This is a genomic window from Luteibacter jiangsuensis, from assembly GCF_030812295.1.
In the GTDB taxonomy this organism is placed as follows: domain Bacteria; phylum Pseudomonadota; class Gammaproteobacteria; order Xanthomonadales; family Rhodanobacteraceae; genus Luteibacter; species Luteibacter jiangsuensis_A.
The window spans coordinates 227,329-244,743 of record NZ_JAUSSK010000002.1 but is presented as its reverse complement, the minus strand read 5'-3'; the positions used below and the strand labels follow the sequence as shown (position 1 = coordinate 244,743).

Annotated in this window: 13 protein-coding genes; 6 read left to right on the top strand and 7 right to left on the bottom strand. The window is 66.7% G+C overall.

Annotation, left to right across the window (positions count from 1 at the left end; translation table 11 throughout):
* The first annotated feature begins 119 nt into the window (after positions 1-119).
* Positions 120-1,829, top strand: a complete 1,710-nt coding sequence (locus J2T07_RS06540; protein ID WP_306848394.1) for an ArnT family glycosyltransferase — start codon at positions 120-122, stop codon at positions 1,827-1,829.
* On the opposite strand, the gene J2T07_RS06535 is transcribed toward J2T07_RS06540, so the two are convergent.
* Positions 1,819-2,442, bottom strand: coding sequence for a YrbL family protein (locus J2T07_RS06535; RefSeq protein ID WP_306848392.1), 624 nt, complete (start codon positions 2,440-2,442; stop codon positions 1,819-1,821). The two genes, J2T07_RS06540 and J2T07_RS06535, sit on opposite strands and share 11 nt — an antisense overlap.
* 129 nt (positions 2,443-2,571) lie before the next feature.
* Between J2T07_RS06535 and J2T07_RS06530 the strand changes: the two genes are divergently transcribed.
* The 5 genes from J2T07_RS06530 (at position 2,572) to J2T07_RS06510 (ending at position 9,971) form a co-directional block, all read left to right on the top strand.
* On the top strand, positions 2,572-4,500 hold the full coding sequence (locus J2T07_RS06530) for an LTA synthase family protein (protein ID WP_306848390.1): 1,929 nt from the start codon (positions 2,572-2,574) through the stop codon (positions 4,498-4,500).
* A gap of 109 nt (positions 4,501-4,609) precedes the next feature.
* Positions 4,610-5,017, top strand: a complete 408-nt coding sequence (locus tag J2T07_RS06525; RefSeq protein ID WP_306848387.1) for a GntR family transcriptional regulator — start codon at positions 4,610-4,612, stop codon at positions 5,015-5,017.
* A 19-nt stretch (positions 5,018-5,036) separates the two neighbouring features.
* Positions 5,037-5,957, top strand: a complete 921-nt coding sequence (locus tag J2T07_RS06520; protein ID WP_306848386.1) for an ABC transporter ATP-binding protein — start codon at positions 5,037-5,039, stop codon at positions 5,955-5,957.
* Positions 5,958-5,982: 25 nt separating this feature from the next.
* A complete protein-coding gene (locus J2T07_RS06515) occupies positions 5,983-7,827 on the top strand; it encodes a hypothetical protein (protein ID WP_306848384.1) in 1,845 nt (614 codons plus the stop codon).
* A gap of 20 nt (positions 7,828-7,847) precedes the next feature.
* Positions 7,848-9,971: a prolyl oligopeptidase family serine peptidase gene (locus tag J2T07_RS06510; RefSeq protein ID WP_306848382.1), complete on the top strand. Its 2,124-nt coding sequence runs from the start codon at positions 7,848-7,850 to the stop codon at positions 9,969-9,971.
* Here J2T07_RS06510 and J2T07_RS06505 read toward each other — a convergent pair.
* From J2T07_RS06505 to J2T07_RS06480, 6 genes are all read right to left on the bottom strand, one after another.
* A complete protein-coding gene (locus J2T07_RS06505) occupies positions 9,919-11,532 on the bottom strand; it encodes an ATP-binding cassette domain-containing protein (protein WP_306849503.1) in 1,614 nt (537 codons plus the stop codon). The two genes, J2T07_RS06510 and J2T07_RS06505, sit on opposite strands and share 53 nt — an antisense overlap.
* A 121-nt stretch (positions 11,533-11,653) precedes the next feature.
* Positions 11,654-13,459, bottom strand: a complete 1,806-nt coding sequence (locus J2T07_RS06500) for a response regulator (protein WP_306848380.1) — start codon at positions 13,457-13,459, stop codon at positions 11,654-11,656.
* Positions 13,460-13,547: 88 nt separating this feature from the next.
* Positions 13,548-14,420, bottom strand: a complete 873-nt coding sequence (locus tag J2T07_RS06495) for a cobalamin-binding protein (RefSeq protein ID WP_306848378.1) — start codon at positions 14,418-14,420, stop codon at positions 13,548-13,550.
* Positions 14,417-15,205, bottom strand: a complete 789-nt coding sequence (locus J2T07_RS06490; RefSeq protein WP_306848376.1) for an ABC transporter ATP-binding protein — start codon at positions 15,203-15,205, stop codon at positions 14,417-14,419. Before J2T07_RS06490 ends, J2T07_RS06495 begins: the two co-directional genes overlap by 4 nt.
* Positions 15,202-16,227, bottom strand: a complete 1,026-nt coding sequence (locus J2T07_RS06485; protein ID WP_306848374.1) for a FecCD family ABC transporter permease — start codon at positions 16,225-16,227, stop codon at positions 15,202-15,204. Before J2T07_RS06485 ends, J2T07_RS06490 begins: the two co-directional genes overlap by 4 nt.
* A complete protein-coding gene (locus J2T07_RS06480) occupies positions 16,220-17,386 on the bottom strand; it encodes a Fic family protein (RefSeq protein ID WP_306848372.1) in 1,167 nt (388 codons plus the stop codon). Before J2T07_RS06480 ends, J2T07_RS06485 begins: the two co-directional genes overlap by 8 nt.
* Between the last annotated feature and the right edge of the window lie 29 nt (positions 17,387-17,415).

The following is a 17,415-nucleotide window of genomic DNA, read 5'->3' as shown; positions in this document are numbered from 1 at the left end:
GCCGATTTCCGCACCGGCGAACCCTTTAGACGTTCCAGCTCCGGAAAATTGAAATGGATCCCCTAAGCGAACGATAAGGGTGGCAGGGTGCCCCTTCGGCTACGATGCGCGGGACCGCCTTGCCAGACGTATCCATGCTATCCACCGACGAACGATCCCTTCGCCGCGAGTTCGGCTGGTTCATGCTGATCGCCCTGGCCGTACTGGCGGCGGGCATCGGTTTGCGCGACCCGTGGCCGCCGGACGAGCCGCGTTTCGCCCTCGTCGCCCGACAGATGCTCGAATCCAGCCAATGGCTGTTCCCGCATCGGGGCATGGAGCTGTATTCCGACAAGCCGCCCATGCTGATGTGGACGGAAGCATTCTGGATGTGGCTCACCGGCGGCTGGCGCGGCGCCTTCCTGTTGACCTCGCTGTTCTCCGGTCTCGGTACACTCGCCCTGGTCTGGCACCTCGGCAGGCGCCTCTGGAACGCGCACGTGGGCCTGGTGGCGGCCGCGCTCGTGCTGGCGACGATGCAGTTCGTCGACGTCGTCAAGCACGCGCAGATCGATCCGCTCAACCTGTTCTGGATCACCCTGGGCAACACGGGGATCCTGCTGCACTGCCTGCGCGGTCCGAACTGGCGCATGTACTGGCTGGGCTGTTTCGCCGCCGGGCTGGGCGTGATCACGAAAGGCGTGGGCGTCATCGCACTGCTGATGCTGATTCCCTACGCCGTGATGCGCGCGCGGCAATGGCCGGGGGTGACCGTGACCCGCGGCGACGGCTGGCGCTGGGCGGGCGGCGCGCTGGCGTTCCTGCTCGCCATCGCTCTGTGGCTGGTGCCGATGCTCGCGACCGCCTACGGGCTGCGCACGCCGGAGTACCTGGCCTATGTGCATGACATCCTGTTCCGGCAGACCGCCGAGCGCTACGCCAATTCCTGGCAGCACGAGGAAAAGCCCTGGTTCTTCCTGCTGGTGATCCTGCGCCAGTGGATTCCCACCTGGCTGCTGGTTCCCTTCCTCGTGCCGCGCTGGCGCGACGCGTTGCGCCTGCGCGAGCCGCGGGTGTGGATGCCCCTGCTGTGGTTCGTGCTGGTGCTGGTGTTCTTCTCTATTCCGCGCGGCAAGCGCGAGATCTACATCCTGCCCGCGCTGCCGATGCTGGCCCTGGCGATGGCGCCTTATGTCGTGGACCTGCTGAAGACCCGCTGGCTGCCCAAGGTCGCGTTCTGGATCACGCTTGGTTGCGCCGCGGTGTTCGGCGGAGCCGGACTGTGGGCGCTGACGAAGACGCCGAAGGTTGCGCAACGGATCGCCGAAGGCTACGAATTGCCGGGCCACGGCCACGACCTCTGGGTCTGCGTGATCGCGGTGGGCGTGGGCTTCCTGGTGTCGGCGCTGGTTTTCAGGCCACGGCGTGGTGTCGCCGCCCTGCTTGGCGGCATGGCGCTGGCATGGATCATCTGGCCGTTGGGCACGTATCCGCTGCTCGACGCCAACCAGTCCACGCGCCAGCTGATGGAAGAGGCGGACGCCGCGATCGGCACCGACGGACAACTGGGCCTCGTGGCGTGGCGCGAGGAGCTTCTCTACCAGGCCCGGCGGCCCGTGGCGGAATTCGGTTTCGCACGCGATTCGGCGGCACAGCTGCACGATGCGCGCGCCTGGCAGGTGGCCGATCCGGCGCATCGCTGGTTGCTCATCAACGAGGAAGCGTTCGACGACTGCATCGTCGCCGACAAGGTCGTGCCACTGGGCGTGGCGAACCGCTCGCGCTTCGCGCTGCTGCCCGCGGCGGCGTCGAAGCCCGGTTGCGTGCCGTCGCCAGCGGTTACGAAGTAAACGGCGCCTCGGCCTTCGTCCGCCGAAGCATGCGCTCGTACTTCTTCTTCGTCCGCGAGGCGTTGTGCGCGCGGTTCATGGAGCAGTGCGGGATGATGTTCTTCTCGCCGAAGCCGTCGATCATGACCAGGCGCGGACCACCGCGGGAATCCTCGCCGTAGACCACGTTCCATGCGTGCAGATCGGCGGCGATGGTGTTGTGCGAGAGCAGGCGCGCGTAGAACTCTTCCAGCTCCGCCTGGGTCTTCGCCGTGAAGCCGTCCGCCTTCACCCAGTCGTGCAGCGTCGGTGCCAGCCGGCCGTCGGGCGTGCGCACCTTTTCCACGATCTGGCCGAGCCCGATGTCGGTCATTTCCAGGCCGACCACACGGGCGATGGGCTGGGTGGCGTAGCCGCCCACGTAGATCCCGGTGACGTACTCGCGGAACTCGCGCACGAAATCCTTGTACGGCCCGCTTCGCGCCATGCGGCGATACCACGGGGCCTTGTTCCAGCGTTCCTCGATGGAGCCGCTGGCGATCACCTTGATCAGCAGGTCCGCCTCGCCGGGGTGCTGGTACACCTCGCGGACATGCCCGGTGGCGATCGGCTGGGCCTCGGCCAGTCTGAACATCGTCGATCCTCGCGCGGTGGCCGAAAGGCCGCCGTAAGTTGCTGATGGGACGCACAGTGTAAAGTCTTGGGGCTGTAACATGCGTTCTCCACGCGTGGCCACCCGCCGCGCCCCACCCGGATCTTCCACGTGCGCAAGCTCACCTGGCGTTTCATCGTTGCCGCCCTCGTCTTCCTGACGCTCTCACGCGTGGGGCTGTCCTTGTGGCAGTGGACCCGCGTCCACGATGCTGGCGGACTCTGGCCGGTGCTGTTCGGTGGCTGGCGTATCGACTTCTCGCTGGTCGCCATGATCGTGGCGTGGCCGGCGCTGCTCTCGCCCTGGCTCGGTCACCGCGCGTGGCCCACGCGCATCGCCGCATGGTGGCTGCGCTTCTGGTGGCTGGCCTTCGTGTTGCTGGAAGTCTCCACGCCGCAGTTTATCGTCGAATACGACACGCGCCCGAACCGTCTCTACTTCGAGTACCTGACCAGCCCCAACGAAGTGGCGGCCATGCTCTGGCATGGCTACAAGCTATCGGTGGCCGCGGGCCTCGTGGCCTTCGCGCTGATCGGCTGGCTGGGCTTCCGCCTGCTGCCCACGCGCCGGCCGGACCGTGTGCCGATGCGCGGCTGGTTGCGCCCCGTGGCTACGGTACTGGCCTTCGTGGTGCTCTTCCTCGCCGGCCGCGGCACGTTGCAGCATCGTCCGTTGAATGCCTCGCAAGTAGCCTTCACCAACGATGCGATGGTCAACACCCTGCCGTTGAACTCGCTCTACAACGTGTTGAACGCGGCCATCGCGCTGGGTAATGAACGCTCGGCGTCGGCGGTGTACGGCAAGATGCCCGAAGACGAGATGCAGTCGATCGTGCGCCGGGACGCCGGGCTCGACGGACCGCCGCTCGATCCGCAGTACCCCAGCCTGCATCGTCAGCAAGCGACGCGGCAGGGCGAGAAGCCGTTCAACCTCGTCATCATCCTCGAGGAAAGCCTCGGCGCGCAGTTCGTCGGCAGCCTCGGTGGCGCGGGCTACACACCGGAACTCGACAAGCTCGCGAACGACGGCTGGTGGCTCACCCGTACCTATGCCACCGGTACGCGCAGCGCACGGGGCCTGGAGGCCGTGACTACCGGTTTCCTGCCCACGCCTGCCGAAGCCGTGTTGAAACTGCCGCGCAGCCAGCGGGATTTCTTCACCCTCGGCGCGCTGCTGGATACCTTCGGTTACCACACGCGGTTCCTGTACGGCGGGGAGGCGCACTTCGACAACATGCGCTCGTTCTTCTTCGGCAACGGCTTCAATGAAGTCGTGGACCGCGCCACCTTCGAGACCAAGCCGACCTTCGTCGGTTCGTGGGGCGCGTCCGACGAGGACATGTTCAACGAGTTGCATCACCGGCTCCTCGACGATGGCGACAAACCCACCCTCACGGTGGCCTTCTCGGTGTCCAACCACACGCCCTGGGAATACCCTGCCGGCCGCATCCAGCCCGAAGGCGATCCGGCGAGCAATGCCAACGCGGTGCGTTACGCTGACTGGTCCATCGGCCGTTTCTTCGAGCGGGCGAAGCAGTCACCGTACTGGAACCACACCGTGTTCCTGATCGTGGCCGACCACGACGCGCGCGTGTTCGGCGCGAGCCTCGTGCCCGTGCGCCACTTCCACATTCCCGCGTTGATCCTCGGCGCGGGTGTGCCGGTGAAGAAGGACGACCACATCGTGAGCCAGATGGACCTGGCTCCCACCCTTCTCTCGCTTATCGGCATCAGCAGCGAACACCCGATGCTCGGCGCCGATCTCACCCAGCGTTATCCGGACCGCGCCATCATGCAGTACGGCGACAACTACGGTTACCTGAAGAACGACCGCCTGATCGTGCTGCGCCCTAACCAGCCGCCCACGCAGTACCGCTATACCTTGAATGGCGAGTACAGCCCCGACGGTGAGAAGCTCGAGCCGCAGCCGGTCGATCCGCAGCTCGAGAAGACCGCGTTGGCGCATGCCTTGTGGCCAAGCTGGGCCTACGGCAAGCAACGCTACCGGTTGCCGGAAAAGGCTGGCGCGGCGAAGCCGTAGAACGATCCGCCCCGGGAGGCCATTCTCCCCGGGGCGGGACCATGGACCTATTGACGGGCCACGGACGTTCCTGCTGTACTATTTGCACTAGTACAGATGGTTCACTGCGATGGCGCGTACCCAAGCGTTACCTATCCAGATCGCCACCGGCGATCCCCGCCCCATCGGCAAGCAGATCGTCGACGCCGTGCGCATGCGCATCGCTACCGGTGAACTCGAGCCGGGGGCACAACTCCCCAGCGTGCGCGGTCTCGCGCAGCAGCTGACGATCAACCCGAACACCGTCGCCAAGGCCTATGCCGAGTTGACCGCGGAAGGCTGGCTCGAATCACGCCAGGGTCTGGGCCTGTACGTCGCGCCACCGCGCCAGCGGCTCAGTGCCGCGGAGCGCGACCGGCGCATGGACGAGGCGATACAGGCCTTCGTCCATGAAGTGGCCGCCCTGGATTACCCGCCGGACCGCGCCATCGCCCGCCTGGACAAGGCGTTGGGCGTGCTGGCGAAGAAGTCCGCCTGACGCTCGCCCGAGGAACCCCATGAACGAGACACGGCACGCCGGGTATGTGATCGAGACACGTGGCCTGACCAAGCGATATGGGAAGAAGATCGCCATCGATCACCTCGACCTCGCGATCGAAAGTGGCAGCATCCACGCCATCGTCGGCGCGAATGGCGCGGGCAAGTCCACACTGTTCCGCGTCCTCCTGGGCTTCCTTCCCGCGACCTCGGGGGAGGCGCGCATCCTCGGGCGCGACAGCCGCCGGCTCACGCCATCCGATCGCGAACGAATCGGATTCGTCAACGAGGAACACACCTTGCAGGGCTGGATGACCGTCGCTGCGGTCACCGCGATGCAACGGCGCCAATATCCACGCTGGAGCCAGCCTGCGTTCGACGAGGTGATCGGTCACTACAACGTGCAGGTAGGGCAGAAGGTGAGCCAGCTGTCGCGCGGGGAACGCGCGGGCTTCAACCTGGCGCTCAGTCTGGCGCAGCGTCCCGAACTGCTCGTGCTCGACGAGCCGACGCTCGGACTGGATGTCGTCGCCAAGCGCGCCTTCCTCGAAACCTTGCTCCACTCCAACGCCGTGGAGGGCTGCACGGTCATCTACTGCTCCCACCAGATGGAAGAAGTGGAGCGTGTCGCCGACAACCTGATCATCATGGAGCGCGGCGCATTGCGAAACGTCTCGCCGCCGGACGACTTCCGCTCGCGGGTATCGCATTGGATTGCGGACATCCCGTTTCGCGGGCCGGATCCGCGAACCATTCCGGGCCTGCTCGACGCGCAACGCATCGACGGCATCCATCATTACCTGGTGCTCGACCAAGGCGAGGAGTTCGCGGAGTTCCTCCATGCCTGCGGCGCCCGCGACGTGCACCGCCTGCCGGTGAGCCTCGACCGCGCCGTCAACAGCTTCCTGTCCAAACAGCACGCGGCGCCCGTGGCCGCTTGAGCCGCCACCGCCAAGGGGATTCCTCATGCGCGACATCTTCAAGGCCGAATGGCTGCGGTACCGCCTCTGGATACTGGCCTATGCCGTTGGCCACCTGCTGGTGCTGGCGTTCTTCAACCGGCTGGTGGACCTCGGCCAGCAACCGATCAATGTCCGTCGCCTGTTCGGGGCGGTCTATGCGATCACGGGCATCCTGCTGGGGTTGCACCAGATGGGTACCTGGCGCCGCCCGAACCAGTGGATCAACCTCTTGCACCGGCCCGTGGCACCACGCCGCATCGCCGCCGGCCTGATCGGCGCGGGCGCGGTTGCGCTGCTGGCAGGGGTGGTGCTTCCACTCGCCGCGATCGTGGCCTGGCAGGCATGGGGTACGCCACGCATCGTCGAGCTGCGCCAGGCGATCCTGCCCGCGGCAGCGCTTCTCATCGCACTGTGCGGTTATTTCGCCGGCGCGTATGGCTTGCTGGCGGACCGCCGTTATTCGGCTGCCGGACTGGTCCTGCTCGCATGGATCGCCGTGGCGGACGCATCGGGTCCGGCGGCGTTGGCGGTGCAGGCGCTGGCATGCCTCTGGCTCCTCGCGATGGTGCTAATCGCGTTCCGGCCTGATCTCGGCGAGGCGCCACGCTCCGCCATGGCTACGGTGGTTACCGCCGTGCCCGTGCAGATGGCCGTCTATATGCTTTTGCTGCTCGCAGGCTTCGTCGGTGAACTCTTGTGGATCATGCAAGGCACCCACCCGAACAACATGAGCACGCCGCCACGGGGCGGCCATGTCGAGGCCGAGCGCATGTCGGGGCGCGAGCGCATGATCGCCGGACTCGCAGGGGCTACATCGACCGACGCGGCACTATGGCGCGAACAGGTCGTGCTGTCCGACGTACACGAGCTGGATCGTCAGGTCCGGAGCATCGGGACACGCGGTGAACTGAACAATACGATGCCCATCGAATTCGACGATCCGGAAACGCGTTCGCACTGGACCTTCAGCCACGGGCGCATGCGCTTCGAGGGCACGGGCCTCGCTGACGGACGACCCGCGGGCGAGTTGGGCATCGGTGGAGGTAACGTGGCCTTCGACGCCGTCGCCTCGCCGGCCGGCGTGCTTCCGGGCATCGCCAAGGGCGACGCGACGATCATCGCGGGCAACACGCTCTATCAATACCTTTCCGCCGCACGGCGCGTCGTTCCGCGAGTAAGCGTGCCGCATGGCGAATGGCTGCTCGGGACGACGCCTATCGGTGGCAGCCTGGCGGTGCTGAGCGACCGGTCCGTCTACGTGGTCGACGGACGACACCTTCTGGATGGCGAGACGCCGCCAGTACCGCGGTATCGCGTTCCCATACCCGGTGAGCCGGGTGACCTGTATACGACGGAACTGGTCGAGCTGGTCGACGGCTACCTGGTCTCGTTCACGTTTACCCAGCGCGCGCATACGATGCTCGGTGCACCTCCGTACCAGACTGTTCTCTGGGTGGATGATGCGGGGCGGGTCACTCCCGTCGCCACCCATGCCCTCCACCAGGATTTCCCAACCTTCTATCGCTACACGGCTTGGTGGGCATCGCCCGTCATGTACAGGGTGCGCGAGATGGCCGCCGGGCTGTTCGCGCCGGTTGATCCGCTGGGCACGACCGCCATACCGCCTATCCCTGGGTCCGTGCGCGCACTGGCCGCCGTGTTGGCCTTGCTCTCGTTGTGCATCGGTGGCTGGGTCGCCTGGCGCCGTGCATCCTCTCTCCCGGCGCGCGCTGCTTGGACACTGGGTTGCGGAATCGTGGGGATTCCCGCGCTGGTCGGCCTCTTGCTCATTGTCCCGCGCCGCGAAGGCATCGTGGACGACACGGTCCACGCCGTCCCGGCTACCTGATCGCTCGCAAGGAGAAGATGATGACTACGTTCCGGGTATGGCTCGGGGCGCTCGGCGCGCTCGTCCTCGCGATACCGGCCTTCGCGACGGACGAAGCGTTCGAGCTGGCATTACGGGCCGAGCGGGAGAGGCCGTGGGCTGCCCGGTTCGAACGCGATGCGTTCCTGGTCCGCCCGGCGATAGCCGACGTGACCATGTCGCCGGACGGCAAGCGATTCGCATTCATCCGCGGAGTCGACGACAGGCGTGGGCTGTGGCTGGCGGCGATCGATGGAACCGAAAGACAGGTACTCGCCTCCACCGACGCGACCGGCATCGCATGGACACGCGACGGCCGCTGGCTGCTGGTCGTTTCCGCGCGACGCCTGTTCGCTGTCGCCGCCGCGGGCCAGGGTGGTTCGCGCCTGCTGGCCGAACTGGGTGGCGCGGAGGAGCGTGCCTTCATGGACGCCGATCCGGCGCGGGACGCCGCGGCGATCGTACGCGAACGTTCGCTTGAGGCGGCCGGTTCGACGAGGTCGTGGCGGCTCGTGCGCATCGACAACGAAGGGCGCCGCGAACTGCTGGCGGAGACGCCGGACCGTATCGGTGGCTATGCGCTCGATGGAAACGGGCGGCTCGCCTTTCTCCAGGTCATGCACGATGACAGGATGGTGACGTGGCGGCTCGATGCGGACGGCGCCAGGCACGAGGCGCTGCATTGCGAAGAAATGCATCGCTGTGGTCTGTGGCCACGTCTCGACGGCGAAGGAAGGCCATGGTTCGCCAGTGACATCGGTGGCAGTCTGCGCCGTCTGCAGCGGCTGGAACGCGACGGAACGCTCAGCGACATGCTTGCCGATCCACGGGGTGAGGCCGACCTGGCCGATCTGGTGGCCGACCCGTCGTCGGGGCTGCCGATGCTCGGGGTGTTCCGTGGAACCGTGGCCATCAATCGGGGCATCGACCGCACGACGCAAGCGCACATCGATGCCATCGAACGGCACTATCGTGGGCGCGCCGTGACGCTTCAGCCCGGACGGTCGCATTGGCTCGTGGTGGAGCGGGGAGGCGCCCTGCAAGGGGCCCGTTATCACCTCTACGACCCCGTGGGCGGGCACTTCAGCGACATCCTGGACGACATGCCGCGCCGCGCGCGCGACGGCGGCATGGCCCAATGGCTTCCGGAGCCCGCCATGGCACGGCAGCTGCCGTTCTCCTGGACCGCCTCCGACGGAATGCGCCTGCACGGTTTCGTGCGTGTGCCGCCGGGCCTCGATCCCGCGGGTGTCCCGCTTGTGGCCATGATCCACGGCGGCCCCTGGGGCCAGGTCGCCCCGGAGGAATTCGGCACGGGTTATGCGCAGTTCCTGGTGAACCGGGGTTACGCGGTGTTCGAGCCGAACTTCCGAGGGTCCACCGGTTTCGGTCGCGACTACATGCTCGCGGCCAAAGGCGACTTCGGCAACGGCCGCGTCCAGCAAGACATCGTCGAGGGCACGCAGGCCTTGCTCGCCGCAGGCGTGGGCGACGAAAGCCGTGTCGGCATCGTCGGTGCCTCCTTCGGTGGTTACTCGACGCTGCTCGGGCTGACCTGGCAGTCCGAACTGTTCCACGTCGGCGTGGCGTTGGTGCCGCCGGCCGATTTCGCATGGGATCTCACATGGATCACGCGCACGCGCGAAGCGCAGGTGTTGTCGGCGGTGCTTCCGTTCGAGCGATGGATGTCGTTGGTTGCGCTCGACCTGGGCGACCGTGAGCGCATGGGCAGCCTGCACATGCAATCGCCTCTCGCGAATGCGGCACGCATGAACCGCCCGTTGACGATACTCGCCGGTGGCGACGACCAGCGCGTGGCCCTGCGCGGAGTGCTCGGCTACGTGGCGCGGCTGACCTTGCTCGGCAAGGACGTGACGCTGCTGGTGGACCCGGTGGCGGGACACCAGAACGAACGCGCCGTGGCCCGCGAAGCGGGCATGTATCTCATGGCCGAGGCGCTGCGCGGGCCGTTCGATGGGGTAGCGGAAACACCTCCCGATCCCACCCTGCGGGAATACCTTATGGATAACCTGCGCGTGACGGGTGGCCATGTGGCATCCGCTGCGCATGGCATCACCACGGCGTCATCCGCCACCCCGCCGGCGTTGGCGAAAGACGGTCGGTGAGCCGAAGGCGATCAAGGAAGATTTCGTCATGCGACACCACCACGAGCGAGCCTTCGTACTGTTGGAGCATCGTCTCCAGTGCCTCGAGCGAGGCAAGGTCGAGGTGGTTGCCGGGTTCGTCGAGAAGCAGCAGTTGCGGTGGCGGGTCGGCGACCAGTGCCAGCGCGAGGGCGGCCTTGAGGCGCTCTCCCCCGCTCAGTTGGGCGGCAGGCACCGCTACCTTGTCCGCATCGAGTCCGAGCAGGGCGAGCCGCAGGCGTAGGGCATCCTCGGCCGCCGCGGGATTCGCTTCCCGCATGTGGTCGATCACGGGACGGCACGCGTCCAGCGTCGAAAGCCGCTGGTCCAGCCAGGCCACGGGAACGGGAACGTCGACATGCCCGCCCCGCGGCGCGACTCGTCCGGCGAGCACCTGCAGCAGGGTGGACTTGCCGCTGCCGTTGGAACCCACGACGCCGACGCGTTGCCCGCCCATGAGGACCAGGTCGGCGGTACCTGCCGCACCACGCACGAAAGGCAGCTCCACGCGCTCCAGCAGAGCCACCCTGCGTCGTGCCACGTGCGTGGCGTTCGGGGCCAGCACGGAGAGCGGCGCCTCGCTTTCCACTTGCCGCGCCGCTTCCGCGACCCTTTGGGAAAGCGTGTCGCGCGTGATTTCTTGTTGCCGCTTCAGTTTTCCGGCCGAGCCTTCGCTCCGGCTCTTCCGCCCACCGAGCAAGATGGGCGCCTGGTTGGCCCGGCTGGCATCACGTTGCCCGCGGGCCTGTCGCTGCGCCTGCCTTTCCTGCTGCTCGCGCAGCGCTTGCTCGCCACGCTTACGTTCTGTCTTGCGCGCATCGAGTGCGCGTTCGGCAGCCTGCCGTTCCTCGCGACGTACCTGCTCGTAAAAGGCGTAGTCGCCTCCGTAGCTACGCAAGCCCCGGGATGACAGTTCGACGATGCGCTCCATCGGGCCGAGCAGTTGCCGGTCGTGGCTGACGACGAGGAGACCACCCTGCCATCCTCGTAACCACTGCATCAGCGCCAGGCGGCCTTCATGGTCGAGATGGTTGCTCGGCTCATCCAGGATCAGGTAATCCGCAGCGTGCAGGCGTGCGCCGAGCAAGGCCACGCGCATGGCTTCGCCGCCGCTCAGGGCGTGGGTCGGGCCTCGCGCGTCCACATGGGCGAGGCCTTCCGCATCGAGCGCGTCGCGAAGCTGTTCGCGCACGGTCCATCGATCGCCCACCGCGTCGAAGTCGCACTGGTCGGTGCTACCCGCCTCGATCCGTTCCAGCGCAGCGATCATGTCGCCGGCACCGGCGAGCGTGGCGACCGATTCGTCGGGATCATCGGCTACGCGCTGTGCGAGGTAATGGACGGAAGCGGCGCGGACACATCGCCCGCGCACCGGCTCCTGCCGTCCGGCAAGGATGCGCGCGAGCACGCTTTTGCCCACGCCATTGCCGCCGACCAGGCCTGTGTGGCGGTCGTCGAACGATTCGGAGAGGTCGGAGAAAAGTGTCCTGCCATCGGGTAGGACGCAAGTGACGCCATCGAGCGTCAGGTAGGTCATCGTCATGTGCGATCTCGTCATGCCATCCGCTTCCCGCCTTGGGGAAGATCGAAACTCGCCCTGGGAGGGCAATGGCATTACTTGCGCATGGGACCGATACCTGGATAAAGCGGGGGAGGTGGGGATCTTACATCGATGACGATTCGCTTGCAGGGGTGACGATGCGTGAGACGACCTCCGCCAACGAGGCCTGGGAATACGGTTTGGCCAGGCGTGGCAGGTCCAGTTGTGGGCCTGTGGGCAAGTCCGCGTAACCGGTGGCCATCACCACGGGCAGCCCGGGATAGCGTTCGCGCAGTTGCACGGCCAGTTGCATGCCCGTCATGTGCGGCATCGCGTGGTCGGTGATGACCAGGTCCACGCACTGGTTCTCGAGCAGGCTGAGCGCTTCCTCTCCCGAACGGGCGGGAATCGCCGCATAGCCCAGGTCTTCGAGCATTTCCACGGTGGTGGCACGCACGAGTTCGTCGTCGTCCACGGTCAGGATACTCAAGGTGCGTGACGATGCGCAGCGACCGGTTGCGGGGCCGGAGGACGCTGATGCCACCGGCACCTCCGGCAACGAGGGCGCGGCGGGTAACCAGATCTCGGCCGTGGTGCCTTCGTCGACGCGGCTATGCAGGAGCAGTGCACCGCCGAGTTGCTCGGCGAGCCCGTGCACCATCGACAAACCCAGTCCCGTGCCCTTGCCGACGCCCTTGGTGGTGAAGAAGGGCTCGATGGCGCGCTCGAGCGTGTCCTCGTCCATGCCCGAACCGGCGTCGGATAGTGCCAGGCGGACGTAATGACCTGGTGCGACAGGTCCGCTGCCATCTCCTACCCAGGTCTCGTCCGTGGCGATGACGATGGTGCCCGCGCCATCCATGGCGTCTCGCGCGTTCACGGCGAGATTGAGCAAGGCCGACTCGAGTTGATTCGGGTCGGCCTCCACCGCGGGAAGTCGCGGGGCGAAGTGGGTCTCCACGGTCACGGTGCCGCCGAGCGATCGCTGCATGAGTTCCTTCATGCCTTCGACCAGCGCGCGGAGGTCGACCCGTTCCTTCTGCAATTCCTGGCGCCGGGCGAAGGCGAGCATGCGCCGGGTAAGCGTGCTTCCCCGTTCGGTACCTGCGCGCGCGTTGTCGAGCAGGCGCAGCAGCAACGGTTCCTGTGGCATGCGTTCCCGGAGCAGTTCGAGGCTGCCTTGCACCGCCATGAGCAGGTTGTTGAAGTCGTGCGCGATGCCACCGGTGAGGTTGCCCAGCGCCTCCATTTTCTGCACCTGGGCCAACGCCTGTTCGGCTTTCGCGCGCGCAGCGCGGGTGCGCTCCAGGTCGGCCGTGCGCTCTGCGACCTTAGCCTCCAGTTCCTCGCGGAAACGGCGTTCGCTTTCACGGGCCTCGGTCTCGGCCCGTATGCGCTGGGCTTCGTTTTCGCGGACGCGTTCCTCGGCCAGGACGCGTTCGGTGGTCTCGGCGACGATCGCGATCACGCCGCCGGGCTTGCCGCTTTCATCCAGTACGGGGGAATAATCCAGGTTCATCCATACCGGCTCGGGCTTGCCGTGCCGGACCAGGGTCAACTCCTGGTCCCTGTAGGCGAGCGTGCCTCCGGCCAATCCCACGCGCATGACGTTATCGTTGAAATCGGCCACTTCCGCCCAGCCCTCGCGTACTTCCGAGCCGAGCAGCGCCGGATGCCGGTTACCGGCAAAAACGGAATAGGCATCGTTGTAGATCATGATGCCTTTCTCGCCCCAGAGCAGCACGATGGGCACCGGCGACAGCAGGAGCATGCCGGTCACGGTGCGCAGGCTCTGCGGCCAGGTTTCCAGCGGACCGAGCCCCGTCCGCGTCCAGTCGAACGCACGTATCAGCGCGCCGGCTTCGCCTCCCTGGTCGAGCCAGGAGAGATCGGTGGGGCCGCCGGTTGGGGCTGGGAAAGCGGGGGTCATCGGCTCCGTTCCGGTGGGGGGACGTGTCGAGGTCGATTTTAACGAAGGGGAATGTGACGGCCGCCGCAAGATCGCTGAACGGTTCCGCTCAGCGCCCCGCCCTCGTGCGCGCGTCGTCCAGGGCACGGCAGAGGGTAGCCACGCCGGGCAGGATGGAGGGGGACGGCAGGGCCAGGGTCGGCGCGTCGATCGCGAAGACGTTGTCGTGCTTCACCGCGCCGAGAAACGACGACGCCTTCCAGGCGTTCAACGATTCTCCCTCTCCACCACCGCTCAGGATGACGTCGGGATTGCGTGCCAGTACCGCTTCGCGGCCGACGGTGGGGGCGGCCTGGTCGAGGTCGGCGAAGATGTTGTCGCCACCACAAAGGACGAGGGCGTCGTCGATGATCTGTGCGCGGCCGACGGTCATCAATGGCCGGTCCCATATCTGGAAGAACACCTTCAAGTGCTTCTTGCCCGCGAAGGTGGTGCGCAGCCGATCGAGTTCCGCTTCGAAGGCGCGGGCATTCCGATTGGCGATATCGTCGGTACCGGCCAGCCTGCCAAGCTGGCGCGTGGTCGATGCCACCTGGGCGAGCCGTGTCGTTTCCGAATAGAACACGGGAATGCCCAGGCGGGTCAGCTTTTCCACCTGTGCCGCGGAATTGCCGCTCTTCCATACCACGACGATGTCGGGCTTCAGGCCAACGATGCGCTCGAGGTCGATCATGGTCGCATCGCCCACCACCGGCACCTTCTTCGCCTCGTCCGGATGGTCGCTGAATCGCGAGGTGCCGACGACATAGGCACCCGCACCGGCCGCGAAGAGTGCGTCGGTGATGTTCGGTGCGAGGCTGACGATGCGATGCGCGGGACGCGGCAACGTGACGGTACGGCCGGCGTCGTCGACGACGGTGACCGGCGTCGCAACGGCGGTGGCGGCGAAGAACAGCCCACACAAGGCGATGAGTCGCGTCATCGAGGCGATCCGTTGAGGCGTTCGGCGCGGAAGAACAGTTCGTCGCCGAGCGTAACGCCGTGGATGGGATGGTGGAAGGCGGCACTGAGGTGTTCACTGGTGACGACATCGTCCTTGAGGCCGGCCAGGGCGGCGCCCTTGCCATCCAGCAGCACGGCGTGGGTCGCATGCTGGAAGGCGAGGTTGATGTCGTGGACCGTATAGATCACCGACTTGCCATGTTCGGAGGCGGCACGCATCAGTTCGTGCAAGGTCTTCATCTGGTGATGCAGGTCGAGCGAGGACAGCGGTTCGTCGAGCAGCATGATGTCGACGTCCTGGGTGAACAACGTGGCGATGTTCACCCGTTGGCGTTCGCCGCCGGACAGCGTGGTGATGTCGCGCTCCGCCAGCGCCTCCAGTTCGAAGGTGCGTAATGCGCTCTCCGCGTGGCGGGTGTCCTCGTCGCCCCAGGCCCAGAAGGGCAGGCTGGGATGGCGGGCCGACATCACGGCTTCCATGACCGTGAGACTGAAGGCATCCACGATCGTTTGCGGGAGGAAGCCACGCCGGCGTGCGATCTCGATCGGGCGATACGAGGCGACGTCACGGCCTCCGAGCGCCACCCGGCCACCATCTGGCGCACGCAGGCCCGCCAGCGTGCGCAGCAGGGTGGACTTTCCCGCTCCGTTGGGACCGAGCACGCACCAAACCTGCCCCGGCGCGATACGCATGTCCAGCTTGCCGACGAGCGAGCGTCCCCGCATCGACACGGCCAGCGATTCGGCGACCAGCTCGATGCTCACCGCCGCCGCACCAGCAGGAACATGAAAGTAGGCACGCCGATGATCGCCATCACCGCGCCGACGGGCAACTGGATGGGATCGGCGACGATGCGTGAGATCGTATCGGCCACCACGACCACGATGCCGCCGCAGATCGCGCAGGCCGGCAGCAGCACACGCTGGTCGTTGCCGACGATCCGGCGCAGCGCATGCGGTACCACCAAGCCGACGAAACCCACGGTTCCCGCCGTGGTCACCGCCACGGCCGTGGCCAGCGACGCGATGGCGAAGATCGCCGACTTCACGGCGTTCGGCCGGACGCCCAGGGCGCTGGCCGATTCTTCCCCACGCATCAGCAGATTGAGCTGGCGTCCCAGGGGGGCGATCAGGAGCACGCAAGCGAGCAGCGTCACGGCCGGCAGCAGCCAGTTGGCCACGCCGCTGAGGTCGCCCATCATCCAGAACAGCATGCCGCGCAGGTTCTTGTCCGGCGCCAATACCAGCATCATGCTGACGATCGCGCCCAGGCCGGAGGCCAGCATCACGCCGATCAGGATCAGGTCGGTGGAGTCTTCGCGTTGCGCGGCGCGTGCGCGGGCAAGCAGGTCGCGATGGGCGAGCACGAACACCGCGATGCACGCGAGAAGGGCCCCCGAGGCCGCACCCAGGGCGGTCGCCAACGCACCGGCCCCTGCCAGCATGGCGCCGAGCGCGCCCACGGCGGCGCCACCGGAAAGGCCGAGCGTGTATGGGTCAGCCAACGGGTTGCGCACGAGGATCTGCATGAGGCATCCCGAGACGGCCAGCAGTCCGCCGACACCGTAGGCGGCCACCGCGCGCGGAAGACGAAGCTCCCAGACGATGGCGTGCATCGGCGTATCCGATGGCGACACCAGCGCCTGCCATGATGCGGCGATGGTGGAATCGCCGCCGCCGATGAGCACCGAACCCAGTAGCACCGCGAGCCCGCAGGTGAGCAGCGCCAGCCAGAGCCGGAGGGCGGAGAGGAAGGTCGTCATGCGGGGCGCCGTGGACTCACGCATCGGGCCGCTCCGTATCCGCGATGCCCGTGCTGGGCCATGCGATGCGGTAACGCGTGCTGCGGCCTCCGCCAGGCAGGCGCACGATCATTCCCTTGTCGAGCAGGTCGCCCAGGTGACGCGTCGCGGTGGCCTTGGAGACCTTCGCGACGGCCTGGTACTGCGAGGCGCTGATGCCTTGCGGGAATCCACGGTCCCCTCCGTCGAGCAGGCGATTGAGCACTTTCACCTGTTCCGCCGAAAGCTCGTGTGTACGGTGCTCACGCCAGAAGCGGCTCTTGCCCATCACGCGGTCGATATGGGCCAGTGCCAGTTCGAGGCTTCGCAGCAACGTCCGCAGGAACCATTCGAGCCACGACGTGATGTCCAGGCCGGCGCGCTGGCTTGCTTCCAGCACGTCGTAATAGCCCCCGCGATCGTCGAGGATGCTGGTGGCCATCGTGTAGAAGCGGATGGCCTGGTGTTCCGCTTGCGCAAGCGCCAGGTCCGTGAGTGCTCGGGTCATCCGCCCGTTGCCGTCGTCGAAGGGGTGCAGCGTCACGAACCAGAGGTGGGCGATGCCGGCGCGAAGCAGGGGATCGAGCGCGGAGTTCTCGCGACTGGCCGAAAACCAGTCAAGGAAGGCATCGACCTGATTTTCCAGCCCGGATCGGGGCGGCGCCTGGAAATGGACACGAGGCTTGTCCATTCGGCCGGAAACCACTTGCATGGGTTCCTCACCGCGCAAGGCCCCGATGCGGATACGCAGGGGCAGGATGTTTCCACCCTTGGGAAAAAGATAGGTATGCCAGTGCAGCAGGCGGGGGAGATCGAGCGGGTCGCGGTAGTTCCTCGTGGCGTCCAGCGTGAGTTCGGCCAAGCCCTCGCTGCGCGCACTCCGCCGGCCGGAAACCTCATCATCAAGGCCGAGGCGGCGCGCCAGCGACGAACGCACCGATCCGACGTCGAGATCCTCCCCCTCGATGGCGGATGAGGCCACGACGTTCTGTAGCAAGGCGTCGAGTTCGGTGCCTGCTTCCAGATCCGCGTCCACTGCGCCGGCGGCGCCCAGCAAGCGGCCCTGGGCGAGCTGGCAGGCGCGCAGGAGGGGCGCGACAGCCTCTTCTTGCCAGCGAAAAGCCGGCCAGTCCGAGCGCTGCCAAATCCAGCTTGGGTCGTTCATACCGCTGCCGTGAGCCGATAAACCGAGCC

Excerpts from the sequence above, each read along its gene's own strand:
- J2T07_RS06535 (WP_306848392.1), bottom strand. The coding sequence starts at position 2,442 with ATGTTCAGACTGGCCGAGGCCCAGCCGATCGCCACCGGGCATGTCCGC.
- J2T07_RS06525 (WP_306848387.1), top strand. The coding sequence starts at position 4,610 with ATGGCGCGTACCCAAGCGTTACCTATCCAGATCGCCACCGGCGATCCC.
- J2T07_RS06520 (WP_306848386.1), top strand. The coding sequence starts at position 5,037 with ATGAACGAGACACGGCACGCCGGGTATGTGATCGAGACACGTGGCCTG.
- J2T07_RS06515 (WP_306848384.1), top strand. The coding sequence starts at position 5,983 with ATGCGCGACATCTTCAAGGCCGAATGGCTGCGGTACCGCCTCTGGATA.
- J2T07_RS06510 (WP_306848382.1), top strand. The coding sequence starts at position 7,848 with ATGACTACGTTCCGGGTATGGCTCGGGGCGCTCGGCGCGCTCGTCCTC.
- J2T07_RS06505 (WP_306849503.1), bottom strand. The coding sequence starts at position 11,532 with ATGACGATGACCTACCTGACGCTCGATGGCGTCACTTGCGTCCTACCC.
- J2T07_RS06500 (WP_306848380.1), bottom strand. The coding sequence starts at position 13,459 with ATGACCCCCGCTTTCCCAGCCCCAACCGGCGGCCCCACCGATCTCTCC.
- J2T07_RS06495 (WP_306848378.1), bottom strand. The coding sequence starts at position 14,420 with ATGACGCGACTCATCGCCTTGTGTGGGCTGTTCTTCGCCGCCACCGCC.
- J2T07_RS06485 (WP_306848374.1), bottom strand. The coding sequence starts at position 16,227 with ATGCGTGAGTCCACGGCGCCCCGCATGACGACCTTCCTCTCCGCCCTC.
- J2T07_RS06480 (WP_306848372.1), bottom strand. The coding sequence starts at position 17,386 with ATGAACGACCCAAGCTGGATTTGGCAGCGCTCGGACTGGCCGGCTTTT.